The organism is Bradyrhizobium sp. USDA 4472 (assembly GCF_054058595.1).
Genome location: NZ_JBSSAM010000001.1, coordinates 5,599,746 through 5,614,582 on the forward strand (window position 1 = coordinate 5,599,746; position 14,837 = coordinate 5,614,582).

Annotated in this window: 13 protein-coding genes and 3 pseudogenes; all 16 read left to right on the top strand. The window is 63.1% G+C overall.

What is annotated here, in order from left to right; genetic code table 11:
• Positions 1-4: 4 nt before the first annotated feature.
• The 16 genes and pseudogenes from ACVWZ4_RS26165 to xylB all read left to right on the top strand — a co-directional run bounded on the left by ACVWZ4_RS26165 (position 5) and on the right by xylB (position 14,786).
• Positions 5-754, top strand: coding sequence for an ABC transporter ATP-binding protein (locus tag ACVWZ4_RS26165; RefSeq protein WP_456704174.1), 750 nt, complete (start codon positions 5-7; stop codon positions 752-754).
• On the top strand, positions 741-1,433 hold the full coding sequence (locus tag ACVWZ4_RS26170; protein ID WP_456735466.1) for a branched-chain amino acid ABC transporter ATP-binding protein: 693 nt from the start codon (positions 741-743) through the stop codon (positions 1,431-1,433). The genes ACVWZ4_RS26165 and ACVWZ4_RS26170 overlap by 14 nt, the downstream gene beginning before the upstream one ends.
• Before the next feature lie 38 nt (positions 1,434-1,471).
• Positions 1,472-1,612, top strand: a pseudogene (locus ACVWZ4_RS26175) (ABC transporter permease subunit); the annotation flags it as partial.
• Positions 1,613-1,751: 139 nt separating this feature from the next.
• Complete coding sequence (locus ACVWZ4_RS26180) at positions 1,752-2,303, top strand: branched-chain amino acid ABC transporter permease (RefSeq protein ID WP_456790382.1); 552 nt, start codon at positions 1,752-1,754, stop codon at positions 2,301-2,303.
• A 95-nt stretch (positions 2,304-2,398) separates the two neighbouring features.
• Positions 2,399-3,112 (top strand): annotated as a pseudogene (locus ACVWZ4_RS26185) (branched-chain amino acid ABC transporter permease); the annotation flags it as partial.
• Between the two features lie 243 nt (positions 3,113-3,355).
• Entirely contained in the window at positions 3,356-4,360 is a 1,005-nt protein-coding gene (locus tag ACVWZ4_RS26190) for a nitrilase (RefSeq protein ID WP_456704170.1), read from the top strand.
• Positions 4,361-4,471: 111 nt separating this feature from the next.
• Positions 4,472-5,593 carry an alpha-hydroxy-acid oxidizing protein gene (locus ACVWZ4_RS26195; RefSeq protein ID WP_456704169.1) on the top strand — a complete coding sequence of 374 codons (1,122 nt, stop codon included), beginning with the start codon at positions 4,472-4,474 and terminating at the stop codon, positions 5,591-5,593.
• A gap of 471 nt (positions 5,594-6,064) precedes the next feature.
• Entirely contained in the window at positions 6,065-6,988 is a 924-nt protein-coding gene (gene ku, locus ACVWZ4_RS26200) for a non-homologous end joining protein Ku (protein ID WP_456704168.1), read from the top strand.
• Positions 6,988-7,153, top strand: a pseudogene (locus ACVWZ4_RS26205) (SDR family NAD(P)-dependent oxidoreductase); the annotation flags it as partial. The gene ku and the pseudogene ACVWZ4_RS26205, both read left to right, overlap by 1 nt.
• A 185-nt stretch (positions 7,154-7,338) precedes the next feature.
• Positions 7,339-8,604: an extracellular solute-binding protein gene (locus tag ACVWZ4_RS26210; RefSeq protein ID WP_456704167.1), complete on the top strand. Its 1,266-nt coding sequence runs from the start codon at positions 7,339-7,341 to the stop codon at positions 8,602-8,604.
• A 2-nt stretch (positions 8,605-8,606) separates the two neighbouring features.
• Positions 8,607-9,548 (top strand): carbohydrate ABC transporter permease, encoded by a 942-nt coding sequence (locus tag ACVWZ4_RS26215; protein WP_456704166.1) that lies wholly within the window; start codon positions 8,607-8,609, stop codon positions 9,546-9,548.
• On the top strand, positions 9,541-10,389 hold the full coding sequence (locus tag ACVWZ4_RS26220; protein WP_456741497.1) for a carbohydrate ABC transporter permease: 849 nt from the start codon (positions 9,541-9,543) through the stop codon (positions 10,387-10,389). Before ACVWZ4_RS26215 ends, ACVWZ4_RS26220 begins: the two co-directional genes overlap by 8 nt.
• A 55-nt stretch (positions 10,390-10,444) precedes the next feature.
• The gene (locus ACVWZ4_RS26225; RefSeq protein ID WP_456704164.1) at positions 10,445-11,542 is read left to right on the top strand and encodes a Gfo/Idh/MocA family protein; all 1,098 of its coding nucleotides are present in this window, start codon (positions 10,445-10,447) and stop codon (positions 11,540-11,542) included.
• Between the two features lie 10 nt (positions 11,543-11,552).
• Positions 11,553-12,197 (top strand): ThuA domain-containing protein, encoded by a 645-nt coding sequence (locus ACVWZ4_RS26230; RefSeq protein WP_456741498.1) that lies wholly within the window; start codon positions 11,553-11,555, stop codon positions 12,195-12,197.
• Positions 12,194-13,243: a LacI family DNA-binding transcriptional regulator gene (locus ACVWZ4_RS26235; protein ID WP_456704162.1), complete on the top strand. Its 1,050-nt coding sequence runs from the start codon at positions 12,194-12,196 to the stop codon at positions 13,241-13,243. Before ACVWZ4_RS26230 ends, ACVWZ4_RS26235 begins: the two co-directional genes overlap by 4 nt.
• 97 nt (positions 13,244-13,340) lie before the next feature.
• A complete protein-coding gene (xylB, locus tag ACVWZ4_RS26240) occupies positions 13,341-14,786 on the top strand; it encodes a xylulokinase (RefSeq protein ID WP_456741499.1) in 1,446 nt (481 codons plus the stop codon).
• Positions 14,787-14,837 lie beyond the last annotated feature (51 nt).

The following is a 14,837-nucleotide window of genomic DNA, read 5'->3' on the forward strand; positions in this document are numbered from 1 at the left end:
GGCCATGACAGCATTGCTCGAACTGCGGGACGTCAGCAAGCGCTATCGCGATATGGTCGTGATTCCCGGCCTGACGCTTCAGGTCGGGGCAGGCGAATTCGTCGGAGTCATCGGGCCAAACGGAGCGGGTAAGACCACTCTGTTCGGCCTGATCTCCGGTAACCTCCGCTGCGATTCCGGAGCGGTTTACCTGGATGGGGAAGACGTCACCGCGCTCGGCGCCGATGCGCGTTGCCGCGCCGGCGTCGGCAGGACATTCCAGATCCCCCAACCATTCCAGGGCATGACCGTGTTCGAGAACGCGCTCGTGGCGGCCACCTTCGGGGCTGCTCTGCACGGCAAACGAGCCGAGCAGAAAGCACGCGAAGCACTCGTTCGTTGCGGCCTCGAGCGTCTCGGCGACACGGCAGCCGGTCGCCTGACCTTGCTCCAGCGCAAGCGGCTTGAACTGTCGCGGGCACTTGCCACCGAACCGCGGTTGCTGCTGCTCGACGAAGTCGCGGGTGGGTTGACGGACGCCGAAGTCGGCGAGCTTCTCGAACTCGTCACCGCGATCCATAGAGCCGGCGTGACCGTGATCTGGATCGAACATCTCGTCCATGCGCTGGTCTCGTCCGCCGATCGCCTGCTCGTGCTCTCGGAGGGAAGATTGCTCGGCGACGGGGCGCCCACCGCGGTCATGAGCAGTCGCGAAGTTCGCGACGTGTATCTCGGATCCGATCTCGACGAGCAGGCGTCCCATGCTGTGCACTGAGCATCTCGATGCCAACTACGGCATGTTCCAGGCCTTGTTCGGCATCAACTTCTCGATCGCACGCGGCGAGGTCGTTTCGCTGATCGGCGCGAACGGCGCCGGAAAATCGACGCTGCTTCGCGCCATCGTCGGTTCTGTCCCGGTTGCCGCTCCGAGCGTGCTGCTCGACGGAAAGCCGGTCGGCGGCTCCGCCGAGATCAATCAGCTGACGCGTGGAATTGCGCTGGTGCCGGAAGGTCGTCGGCTGTTTCCGAGCCTCACGGTCGAGGAGAATCTGCTTCTCGCCGCGAAAAACGGCCGTCGAGGTCCGTGGACGCCAGACCGTCTCTATAGGGAACTGCCGGCTCTTCAGAAGTTGCGCGCGCGCCCCGCTACGGCGCTGTCCGGCGGTCAGCAGCAACTCGTGGCGGTCGGCCGGGCGCTCGTCACGAATCCCGACTTCCTACTCTGCGACGAGATATCGCTCGGCCTTTCGCCTGTGGCGGTCGAGACGGTCTACGAGCTGCTCGGCACCGTCATCGGGGAGGGCATGGCGGTCGTCCTTGTCGAACAGAACGTGCGTCGCGCGCTCTCCAAATCGTCCAGGTACTACTGCATGCTGAAGGGAAACATCGTGCTCGAGGGCATCTCGAAGACGGCCGATTACGCGCGCGTATCGGCTGCGTATTTCGGAGATTGATGATGCAGATCGCCGCGGAAACGTTGTTGAACGGATTGATGCTGGGGGCGCTTTACGCGCTGTTCGGGCTTGGCCTGAGCTTGAGCGTCGGGGTCATGCGCATGATCAACATCGCCCATGGCGATCTGATCGTCGTCGGGGCCTATCTGACCAGTGTGGTCATGAGCGCAGCGGGCGTCGGTGCCTTGACCGCGCTGCTCGTGGTCATACCAGTGATGTTCGCGCTCGGTTGGATCCTTCAAATCATCCTGCTCAACCGTGTTGTCGGAAAGGATGCTCTGGCTCCGCTGCTGCTGACATTCGGGCCTCTCCATCGTCTTGCAGAACGTCCTTCAGGAGATTTTCACCGCGGATACGCGAAGCCTGCAGGCCGGGGATCTCGCAGGTCTCGGGTTCAACGTTCTTGGCGTCTCCATTGGAGTCCTTCCCCTCGTCTCTGCGCTCGCGAGCATCGCACTGCTCGGTGCGACGCATTGGCTGGTCGGTCACAGCCATTTCGGGCGTCAGGTGCGGGCCGTATCGGATGATCCCGGCACCGCACGGCTGGTGGGCGTGAATGATCGCCGACTCTTCGGCATGGTGACCGGGGTCATCTTTTCAATGATCGGCGTGGCAGCCGTGCTCTACGCGCTCAGGACACCCTTCTCACCAACGGCGGGGCCCGAGCGGCTGCTCTATTCGTTCGAGGCAGTTGTGCTTGGCGGGCTCGGCAATATCTGGGGCACCTTGTTTGGTGGACTCGTGATCGGCGTCGCGCAGCTTTTCGGGGCGAAGATCGCCTCGGGTCTCGGTCCCTTCTTCGGTCACCTCGCGTTCCTCGTGGCTCTGCTCGCTCGCCCTCAGGGCTTGTTTGGAAAGGCGTCGTCATGACCACCGTCACCGTGTCGCGAGCGAATTCCAGGACGGCGTTGGCGCGGATGTCCGTCAGCGCGGGGCTCTTCATCGTCGCTGCGCTCGCAGTTTCGATGCCTTGGCTGTCGACGTTCGCCGTCCAGAGGTTGCTCGTCGAAGTCTTCACGCTGTTCGCGGTCGCGCTCGCCTGGAATCTGCTGGCAGGCTATGGCGGCCTGGTCGCTATCGGTTTGCACGTCTTCGTCGGCGTAGGGTCGTATTCACTCTTCGCGCTCTCGAACCAGTTGCATTTGAATCCGTTTCTGCTGCTGCCTGCCGCCGCGGTCTTCGCTGCCGTTTTCGCCCTCATCTCGGCCTGGCCGATGTTCCGTCTGAGCGGCGCTTACTTCGCGGTTGGTACGTGGGTTCTTGCCGAGATGATACGGATATTGATCTTGAATTCGCCATGGCTGGGCGCCGGAGGCGGCATGCCGCTGGAAGCGATGAGCGATATCGATCGGTGGACGCGCAATGCGGGAGTCTACTGGGCGGCGTTATTTGTCGGCGTCGGATCGCTGGTCGCAAGCAGACAAGTGCTGCGCGGCTCGCTGGGCCTTGCATTGATGAGCGTGCGTGACTCCGAACCCGCCGCGCTGGCGAGCGGTGTCCCAGTCGCTCGCGCGAAGATCGCGCTTTGGGTGCTGTGCGCCGTCATCTCAGGGCTTGCCGGCGCGGTCTCGTACATGAATACGCTTCAGGTCACGCCGGATGCCTCTTTCTCGTTGAACTGGACCGCTGCGGCGATCTTCATTGCCGTTCTCGGGGGTATCGGAACGCTGGAGGGCCCGATCGTCGGCACGATCGTCTATTTCCTTCTCCGTGAGACCTTCGCAGGCTATGGCGCCTGGTACTTCATCGGGGTCGGGCTGCTCGCGATCTTGACCATGGTGGCCGCCCCGGGCGGCGCGGTTTCCCTCATTCCGGAAAAATGGCGGCTCGATCCGTTCCGGATACGCCGGCGCATGGCCGGGTCCGATCTCACCGATCCGCTTCATTCCCCAAAACCTGAAAACTTGGCTCGGAGATCTCGCATGCAGGACACGAAATTCAAGGTCGCAGTCGTTCAGGCCGCGCCGGTATTCATGGATGCTTCAGCTTCCGTGGCCAAGGCGATTGGCTTCATCAAGGACGCGGGTGCAGCAGGGGCGAAGTTGCTGGCATTCCCCGAGGTCTGGATTCCAGGCTATCCTTGGTGGCTTTGGCTCGGGACGCCGGCTTGGGGAATGCAGTTTGTACCCCGCTATCACGCCAATTCGCTGCGCGCGGATGGACCCGAAATACTCGATCTCTGCGCGGCCGCCGCCGAAGCGAAAATCAATGTTGTGATGGGCTTCTCCGAAATCGACGGCGGGACGCTCTACCTGAGTCAGGTTTTGATCAGCGATGCGGGAAAGATCATCTTCAAGCGCCGAAAGCTCAAGCCGACCCACGTCGAACGTACGCTATTTGGTGAAGGAGATGGGTCTGATTTCCGCGTCGTCGAAAGCAGCGTCGGACGCCTCGGAGCCCTGTGCTGTGCCGAGCACATTCAGCCGTTGTCGAAATACGCCATGTACGCGATGAACGAGCAAGTTCACGTGGCGTCGTGGCCATCGTTCACGCTGTATCGCGGCAAAGCCTACGCGTTGGGCCATGAGGTGAATCTCGCCGCCAGCCAGATCTACGCGCTGGAGGGAGGTTGCTTCGTCCTGCATGCGTCGGCCATTACCGGTCAGGATATGTTCGACATGCTTTGCGATACGCCGGAAAGGGCAGATTTGCTGAACGCGGAGGGAGCAAAGCCAGGTGGCGGCTATTCGATGATTTTCGGTCCCGATGGTCAGCCGATGTGCGAGCATCTGCCTCAGGACGAGGAAGGCATCCTCTACGCTGACGTAGACCTTTCAATGATTGCAATCGCCAAAGCGGCCTATGACCCCACGGGGCACTACGCCCGCGGTGACGTCGTCCGTCTCATGGTCAACCGCAGCCCGCGTCGCACGAGCGTCGGCTTCAGCGAAGACGAGAACGCGGCGGTCACTTTCACCGAGACTTGAACGGTCCACACGAAAATGCTTGAACGCAGGCACGACTAGCCGCGATGCGTCTCGCCAAGAACCGTGCGGGGTTGCCTCCATGATAAGAACGGCGTGGCTCGAGGGCTTACGGTGACCCCGATCAACGTAGATGACTATCGAAGCCTGGCTAAGCGTCGCCTTCCACGGATGGTGTTCGACTATCTTGATGGGGGAGCCGAAAGCGAACGTGGTTTGCACCGAAATCTCAAAGCTTTTGCTGCGATCAATTTTGCGCCTCGACGGCTTGTCGATGTCAGCCAGCGCAGCTCGTCCATATCTCTGTTCGGACGGACGCTTCCAACGCCCTTCGTGGTCGCACCGACAGGCCTGAATGGTGCTCTGTGGCCTGACGGTGATGTAGCGTTAGCCCGGGCTGCCCGCAGTGCAGGGATCCCGTTTGTACTTTCGACCGCATCAAACGCGACAATTGAGGACGTCGCGGAACGGGCGGGTGGCGACCTTTGGTTCCAGCTCTACGTCGTGCAGCGAGATCTGGCGCACCAGCTTGTCCGCAGGGCCAAGGACGCGGGTTACGGTGTGCTGGTTCTCACCGTTGATGTTGCGGTGAATGGCAAGAGGGAGCGCGATCTGCGAAACGGGTTTGCGATTCCATTCCGTCAAACCCCCCGATCTGTTCTCGACGCCTTAACTCATCCAAGGTGGGCGCTCAGCCAAATCCGCCATGGGCTGCCCCAGCTCGCAAATTTTGCCAGCCCCAACGCAACCGACGTGAACGCGCAAGCCGCCCTGATGCGTCGGCAGATGGATGCCAGCTTCGGCTGGCAGGATCTTCAGGCGCTCCGCGACGCCTGGCCGGGAATTCTCATGGTCAAGGGCATCATGACTCCGACCGACGCAAGTCGATGCCAGGAACTGGGCGTCGATGCCGTGGTTCTGTCCAATCATGGCGGAAGGCAGATCGAGGACGTTTCGGCACCGATAGATTTGTTGGCGGAAATCTCGAACCAGAAGGTGATGCCGCCGCTTCTCGTCGATGGCGGCATCCGCCGCGGAGCCGATGCGGTAAAGGCGTTGGCGCTCGGTGCCAAAGCGGTGTTGTTGGGACGTGCCATCCTTTACGGTCTCGCTGCTGCGGGCGAAGAAGGGGCCAGTCACGTGCTTGAAATCCTCAGTGCCGAGGTCGATACGACGCTGGCACTTGTCGGCTGTCCAGAGGCCGCCCGTCTTGATCGCCAGTTCATTCAATTGTGAGGAATCACACACCCGGCGCCGCGGGCAGCGCGCGAAGCATTTCTCCACCGCCGAACGGTCACGGGCGCAACAGTCAAAAGCGTAGCGAGCGACTATTCCGGCAGATTTGCTCAATGCACCGCATAAAATTGTCGATGCGGCCTGGGCTGTGGTCCGCCGGCTATTTACATCCGCCTTCACCGCCGAAAAACGCTCGCGCAAGCGTCCTCTAGCAGAGCCCGCCAGTATTCCGGCGGCAGATCGGCGTCAGGAGCCAATCCAGGGGCACAGCGGCCATCTTTTCCATCTGCTTCGGGTCCGGCATGCGCCAGCTCGCGGGTCGATCAGACATACACCAATCAGAACGTAACGGGAACGAAAGAGTCGATACCCCTTCCCTTAGAAATCATGCGGCAGGGCTTTCTGGGTTGTCGGAACCCGGTGCCCCCATTCGTCTTGAGTCAAGTACCCCAAGACCGGAGTTCTGCGTACATGGCACCGCGCGCCAATTGGAAAGGCTTTCTGCGATTGTCTCTGGTGACCTGCCCGGTCGCGCTCTATCCCGCCACCTCGGAGAGCGAGAAGATTTCCTTCAATCAGCTCAACCGGCAGACCGGCCATCGCATCAAGTACCTGAAGGTCGATGCGGACACCGGCGACGAGGTGCCGAACGAGGACATCGTCAAGGGCTATCAGCTCGAGAAAGATCAGTTCATCGAGGTCACGAAAGAGGAGCTAGAAGAGATCGCGCTGGAATCCACACGCACCATTGAGATTGATGAGTTCGTCGACAAGCGCGACATCGATCCGCGCTACCTGATCCGACCCTACTACATCCGCCCTGACGGCAAGGTCGGGCACGACGCCTTCGCCGTGATCCGAGAGACCATCCGCGAGATGAACAAGGTGGCCATCGGCCGGGTGGTGCTGACCAACCGCGAGCACGTCATTGCGCTCGAGCCGATGGACAAGGGTCTGGTCGGCACGCTGCTGCGCTATCCGTACGAGGTGCGTAGCGAGGCCGAGTATTTCGACGAGATCCAGGACGTGAAGGTCACCAAGGACATGCTCGATCTCGCCAAGCACATCGTGAACCAGAAGGCCGGGCGGTTCGAGCCTGAGAAATTCGAGGATCACTACGAGACCGCGCTGATCGATCTCATCAACCAGAAGCGCGCCGGCAAGCCCATCACGCCGAAGTCCAAGCCCGCGGCGACGAACGTCGTCGATCTCATGGAAGCCCTCCGTCGATCCGTTGGCAAGGAGGCCGCGCCGGCGAAGGGGCCCAAGCCGGCCAAGAAGCCGAAGAGGGCCTCCGCCGGGCAGAAGGAAATGCTGATGCCAATCGAAGGCAAGAAGCCGAAGGAGGCAGCGTCGAAGAAGCCGGCGGCTCGGCCGCAGCGAAAGTCGGCCTAATGGCCATCGTGTTCATCACCGGCAGCGCCGACGGACTAGGTCGCGCAGCGGCCGAGTCGCTTCTCCACGGCGGCCATCGCGTGGTGCTGCAACGATCGTAAGGCGGGCATCCGCGAACTAGCGTCAAGCGCAGCCGGAGTTGCGATCAGCGATCTCAGTCTCGCCGGCGTTGCGGCGCTCCAGCTTAAGCAATGACGCCATCACGGCGCTTGGTGCCGAACGAGCCGTAGCCGTCGGCAGCGGTCAGCCTAGTCGGTTCCGTGAGGTGCATAGGTCAGAATTTTAGTTGCGCACCTCAAAACTTGCAGGCAGGATCGCCTCCAACAATAAGAGCCTGTTGGGAGGATGTGATGAGGCTGCTCGCCAAGCTGGGACTCACCGCTGCCGCATGCCTGCTTTTGGCGAATTCCGCGTTGGCCGACACGACCGTTAAATGGCTGCACATCGAGGTCAATCCGGCCCAGGTGAAGATCTGGGAGGAGGTCGCGCGCGCCTATGAGGCGTCGCATCCCGGCGTGAAGGTCGAGATGCAGTTCCTGGAGAACGAGGCCTACAAGGCCAAGCTGCCGACCATCCTGCAATCCAAGGACAGGCCGAACATCATCTACAGCTGGGCTGGCGGCGTCTTGAAGACCCAGATCGAGGCAGGCGTGCTGGAAGATATCACTGATTCTGTGAAGAGCGACGGCTATAGCGACACGATCGCACCGGCGGCGCTTGCCGCCTTCACCCAGAACGGCCGCGTCTTCGGACTTCCGATCTCGCTCTCGCAGGTCGGCTTCCTCTACAACAAGGATTTGATGGCCAAGGCGAAGGTCGATTCCGCGGCGATCAAAACGTGGGATGATCTGCTTGCTGCAGTGAAGACGCTCAAGGCAGCCGGCGTTACGCCGATTGTGGTTGGCGGCGCCGATAAGTGGCCGCTGCATTTCTACTGGACCCACCTCGCCGTGCGCATTGGCGGCAAGCCGGCCTTCGATGCAGCGCTGAAGGGTGAAAACGGCGGCTTCGCAGGCGACACCTTCCAGAAATCCGGTGAGCTGTTCAAGCAGCTCGTCGATCTCCAGCCGTTCCAGAACGGCTTCCTCGGCTTCAAGAACCCGCAGGCCGTCGGCTATTTCGGTGACGGCAAGGCCGCGATGATCCTGGCGATCTCCTCCTTCTATCACACCCAGCGCGCGCTCGCCGCCGACAAGGTCGGTCTTTCCGACGACAAGCTTGGCTGGTTCGATTTTCCGGTCGTACCCGGCGGCAAGGGTGAGCCGTCAGACACCCTCGGCGGCATCACCGGCTGGCTGGTCACCAAGGACTCGCCCAAGGAGGCCGTCGACTTCCTGAAGTACTTCATCTCCAAGGACGTGCAGGCGAGGCTCGCCGCCGGCAACTTCATCGTTCCCGTCGTCAAGGGCGGCGAGGCGGGCCTCAAGAGCGACTTCATGAAGCTGATCGCGTCCAATCTCGCAAAGTCGAAGTACCACCAGAACTTCTATGACCAGAGCCTCGGCCCCTCCGTCGGCCGCGTCGTCAACGACGTCTCGGCGGAGATCGCCGGCGGCAGCATGAGCCCGCAGGACGCGGCGAAAGCGATCGAGGCGGCGTACAAGCAAGGTAACTGACCGTGGCGCGACGGATCGCGATGCCATCGCCGGTCGGCGTTGCTGGCGAGGCGGCCCCCCAGGCCGCCGTGCGCGGCCCGAGCTGGGACAATCGCTTCACTGTGCTGATCCTGTTCCTGCCGCCGGCACTGCTGCTGTTCACGCTGTTCGTGGTGCTGCCGATCGGCGAGGCGGCCTGGTACTCCGGCTTCAACTGGAACGGTTTCGGCAGGCCGACCCACTGGATCGGCTTCGACAATTATCGCTTCGTGCTGGAAACGCGCGCGTTCTGGCTCGCGCTGCGCAATAACGGGCTGATCATCGCAGTCTCGCTCGCGATCCAGCTGCCGCTCGCGCTGACCCTCGCCTTGATGCTGGCCGAGAAGTTTCGCGGCGCGGTGGCGCTGCGCATGCTGTTCTTCATGCCCTATATTTTGGCGGAGATCGCGACCGGGTTGATCTTCTCCTTCGTCTATGACGGCGATTACGGTCTCGTCGCATCGATCTGGCGCACCTTCGGCGCCGAGCCGCCGCATCTCCTGGCCTCGACCGATACGGCGATGCTGGCGGTGCTGATCGTGATCGTGTGGAAGTACTTTGGCTTCCACATGATGCTGTTCATCGCAGCGCTCCAGAGCCTCGACAAGAGCCTCGTCGAGGCGGCACGGATCGACGGTGCGACACGCTCGCAGGCGTTGCGCCATGTCGTGATCCCCTTGCTCTACCCGACGATCCGGCTCTCGGTGTTCTTCGCCATCGTCGGCTCGCTGCAGCTGTTCGATCTCGTCATGCCGCTGACGCGCGGGGGACCTGCGGATTCCTCCAACACCATGGTGAGCTTCCTCTACAACAACGGCATCTCGCGCATGCGGGTCGGCTATGGCAGCGCCATCGGCGTCATCCTGTTCGCGATCTGCGTAACCTTTGCCTTCACCTACAAGCGATGGTTCATGCGCGATGAGTAATGCCGAAACCAATCGCGCGCCGTTGGATCCCGCCGTACCGTTCAAGGCGGCGTTCCTCGCAGTCGTTGCCATCTTCGTGCTGGTGCCGCTGCTCGCGACCCTGCTCGGCGGCTTCAAATCGCTCGGCGAATTGCGCGTCAATCCCTTCGGCCTGCCGCAGCATTGGGAGTGGCAGAATTATGCGGACATCCTGTTCTCGGGACGTTACTGGCAGCTCCTGCGCAACTCGCTGATCATCTCGACCCTCACGGTGACGTTGACCCTGATCGTGGCCTCGATGGCGGCGTTCACCTTCGCCCATATCAGGTTCTTCGGCAGCTCGATGCTGCTGAGCTATTTGACCCTCGGCCTGTTGTTTCCGGCCGCGACTGCCGTGCTGCCATTGTTCATCAAGGTGCGCGATCTCGGGCTGCTTGACACTTATTTCGGCGTCGCGCTGCCGCAGGTGGCCTTCAGCCTTGCCATGAGCGTCCTGCTGTTGCGGCGCTTCTTCAAGGACATTCCCCATGAGCTGCTGGAAGCGGCGCTGGTCGACGGCTGCAGCTACATCAAGTTCTTTCGCTACGTAACGCTGCCACTGTCGCGGCCGATTCTCGCGACGGTGGGCACCATCACCTTCGTCAACAGCTGGAACGCCTATCTGCTGCCGCTGGTGATGCTCAACACCGATGCGCTCTATCCCTGGCCGCTCGGCATCATGGTTTATCAGGGCGAATATTCGTCCGAATGGCACCTGATCCTGGCCTTCATCACGCTGACCATCCTGCCGACGATCATTCTGTTCCTGCTGGCGCAGAAGCACATCGTCGCCGGCCTCACCGCAGGCGCGGTCAAGGGATAGCCAAGAGACAGCCAAGAGACAGCCAAGAGACAGCCAGGACTTCACGGAGATCATCATGAGAAAAGTCGGGGTCGGAATCATCGGCTGCGGTGTGATCAGCACCGCCTACATCAAGGCGGCGCAGCGCTTCCCGGTGATGGAGGTGAGGGCGCTCGCCGACATGCGCAGCGATGTCGCCGAGCGCCAGGGCGCCGCTTTCGGGCTGCCGGCGATGCGGGTCGACCAGCTGCTTAAACGTGACGACGTCGAGATCGTCATCAATCTCACCGTCCCGCTCGCCCACACCGACGTCAGCCTCGCGGTGTTGAACGCCGGCAAGCATGTCCATTCCGAAAAGCCGCTCGGCATCAACGTCGCGGAAGCGCGCAAGGTGATGGATCTCGCCGCGCAGAAGGGACTTCGCGTCGGCTGTGCGCCCGACACGTTCCTCGGCGGCGGGCACCAGACCGCGCGCAAGCTGATCGATGACGGCGCGATCGGCACCCCCGTCGCAGGCAGCGCCTTCTTCGGCTGCCCCGGCCACGAGCGCTGGCATCCGGCGCCGGGATTCTACTACCTGCGCGGCGGCGGGCCGATGCTGGACATGGGCCCGTACTACATCACCGATCTCGTGCAGTTGCTCGGTCCAGTCGCAAGCGTGATGGGCTCGACCGCGCGCCCAAGATCCGAGCGTCTGGTCACCAGCCAGCCGATGAACGGCACGTTGATCCCGGTCGAGGTTTCGACCCACGTCGCAGGGACGCTCGAATTCGAGAGCGGGGCGGTGGTTTCGATCGCGATGAGCTTCGATGTGCCGAAGCACCGGCACGCGCCGATCGAGATCTACGGCGACAAGGGCAGCATGCTGGTGCCCGACCCGAACCGCTTCGGCGGCGAGGTGCAGGTCGCCAAGACCGGCGGCGAATGGGAAACCGTGCCGTTGACACACGGTCATGTCGAAGGCGAGTTCCGCTCCATCGGCGTCGCCGACATGGCGTCCGCGATCCTGCACGACCGGCCGCACCGCGCCAGCGGCGCGCTCGCTTTCCACGTGCTGGAGGTGATGGAGGCGTTCCAGACCTCCGCCGACGAAGGACGGCGCGTCAAGATCGAGAACCGCGTCGAGCGGCCGGCGATGCTGCCGGCCGGGCGTGAAACCGGGCAGATCGACTGAGGGAATGACCATGCGCAAGGCATTGATAGTCTGGGGCGGCTGGCCGGGACACGATCCCGATCTCTGTGCCTCGATGATCCGCGGCTGGCTGAAGGCGGAGGGCTTTGAGGTCCGGATCGAAACGACGACAGAGGCGTTCGGCGATCCCGCGATACACGATCTCTCGTTGATCATCCCGATCTACACCATGTCGAAGATCGAGAAGGCGGACGCGCTCAATCTCTGCGCGGCGGTGCGTGGCGGCGTCGGGCTCGCCGGTCACCATGGCGGCATGTGCGATGCGTTTCGCGATTCCGTGGACTACCAGTTCCTGTGCGGCGGGCAATGGGTTGCCCATCCCGGCAACATCATCGACTACAAGGTCGATGTGACGAAGCCTGACGACCCCATCATGAAGGGCCTGCAGAGTTTCGAGCACCGTTCCGAGCAATATTACATGCATGTCGACCCCGCCATCGAGGTGTTGGCGACGACGACCTTTACCGGCGAGCACGCGTCCTGGATCGATGGCGTGGTGATGCCCGTGGTCTGGAAAAAACGATACGGCGCGGGCAGGGTGTTCTATTCCTCGCTCGGCCACCGCGCCTATGAGCTCGACGTCCCGGAGATCCGGACGTTGATGACCCGCGGCATGCTGTGGGCGGCGCGCGAATGAGTTCTGGTGCGGCGCAACCGGCGGTTCGCGCCACCCTTGAGGACGTCGCGCGTGCGGCGGGCGTTTCGCTCGCCACCGTTGATCGCGTCGTCAACCGGCGCCAGGGCGTGCGTGCCAAGACGGTCGCGCGTGTCGAGGCTGCAGTGGCCAAACTCGGCTACCATGCGGATGTTGCGGCCGCGCGGCTCGCACGCGGGCAGAGCTTTCGCTTCGCATTCGTGCTGCCGTCCGGCAGCAACAGCTTCATGACCAATCTGACCGAGCAGGTCCAGCGCACCGCAGACTGGCTCGCCGGTCAGCGCGGCTTCATCGATATCGTCCATGTCGACGTGTTCGATCCTGACGTGCTGGCCGGCGTGCTGGAGGATCTGTCGCCGGCCTATCAGGGCGTCGCGGTCATTGCGCTCGACCATCCCAGGGTGCGGGCCGCGATCGACGAACTCAGCGGGCGTGGCGTTGCCGTGGTGACCCTTGTATCGGATGCGCCGAGCTCGCGCCGCCTGCACTATGTCGGTATCGACAATCCGGCCGCGGGGCGCACTGCATCGACGCTGATGGGGCGCTTCCTTGCCGGGCGTGAGGGGACGGTCGCCGTGATCGCCGGATCGCTGTCGCTGCGCGATCATACCGAGCGCCAGTTCGGCTTCCATCAGATCCTGTCGAGCGAGTATCCGAACCTGCGCGCGCTCCCTGTCATCGAGGGCCGCGACGACAGCGCGCGCACGCGAGAGCTCACCCTCGGGTTGCTCGCGCGCCATGCCGATCTCCGCGGCATTTATTGTTGCGGCGCCGGAAACCGCGGCATCGCCGATGCGCTCGAGGCGTCCGGCCGCGCCCGCGAGGTGGTGTGGATCACCCACGAGTTGACGCAGCACACGCGACGTTTCCTGGTCCGCGGCACGTGCGACGCCATCATCAATCAGGATCCCGGCCACGAGGCGCGCTCCGCCGCGCGGGTGCTGCTGGCGCATTGCATGGAAGAGCCGATCAGCCACGATCAGGAGCGAATCCGAATCGACATTTTCTTGCGGGACAATCTTCCGTAAGTTGAAGAAATCGATATTCGTCTCGCTGGGCTGGATTACATCGGGAGCGGCCTGAAGGCCACCGCGGCTCGTGTCCAATTCGGGAAGCAGTTCAGTCATGTATCTCGGCATCGATCTCGGGACCTCGGCGGTCAAGACCGTTCTGGTCGACCATACCCAGCGCGTGATTGCGAGCGAGAGCCGGGCGTTGACGATCGCCTCGCCGCATCAAGGCTATTTCGAGCAGGATCCCGCACAGTGGATCGAGGCGACCTTCGCCACGCTGGACGCGTTGAAGGCGTCGCATGGAAAAGAGCTGGCGGCGATCCAAGGCATCGGGTTATCAGGCCAGATGCACGGCGCGACGCTGCTCGACGCGCGCGACAGGCCGCTGCGGCCATGCATCCTCTGGAACGACGGACGTTCCGCCGCGGAGTGTCGGATCCTCGAACGGCGCTGGCCAGCTTTGCGTGCTACGACCGGCAACAAGGCGATGCCCGGATTCACGGCGCCAAAACTGCTCTGGATCGCCGCGCATGAGCCCGAGATTTTTGCGGCGACGGCAATTGTCCTGCAACCGAAGGCCTATCTGCGCCTGGTGCTGTCAGGCGAGGCGATCGAGGACGTCTCGGATGCATCGGGATCCCTATGGCTCGACGCGGCGCGCCGGGACTGGTCGGATGCGGCATTGGCTGCGACGGACCTGTCGCGCGCGCACATGCCGCGTCTGGTCGAGGGATGTGCGCCGGCGGCAACGCTGCGACCTGACCTGGCGCAGCGCTGGGGCATGGCGAGGTGCCCCATGATCGCGGGCGGGGCGGGCGACAATCCGGCGGGCGCCATCGGCATCGGCGCGATCAGGCCGGGAACTGGATTCATCTCGCTGGGCACCTCGGGGGCCTTGCTGGTGCCGACCGACCATATCGCTGCCAATCCGGACCGCGTGGTCCACACCTTTTGCCATGCGATTCCCGGCATGTGGATCCAGGCCGGCGCGATCCTGTCGGCGGCGTCCTGTCTGGCCTGGGCCGCGCGCCTGTTCGGCGTCGCCGAGGCCGAACTGCTGGCGCCGCTGGGGGCGCAGCCGCGGACGCCGTCTCCGGTGAGCTTCCTGCCTTATCTCGCGGGTGAGCGGACGCCGCATGATGACCCCCTCGTGCGCGGCATGCTCGACGGCTTGAGCCACGGCACCGACCGCACGGCGATCGTGCAGGCCGTGCTCGAGGGCGTCGCCTTCGCACTCGCGGATTGCCGGGACGCACTTGGCGATGCCGGCATCGTGGTCACGGAAGCCGACGTGATCGGCGGCGGTTCGCGGTCCCGGTTCTGGTTGTCGGTGCTGGCCAATGTGCTTGACGTGCCGATCCATCGCTTTGCCGACGGCGAAACCGGGGCTGCGTTCGGTGCGGCGAGATTAGGGCGGCTTGCTGTCACCGGCGAGGCAATCCCCGCCATCTGCACGCCCCCGCACCGCGTCGAGACGTTCGAGCCTGACCGCGTGCTGGTGGACGCGTATGCCGAGCGGCTTTCCGCCTGGCGCCAATTGTATCGGCCGCGCCATTAGCATCGCCTCGCGTCCCCAATTCTGTCTGTTCGCTGTTGCCCTGTGCAGCGG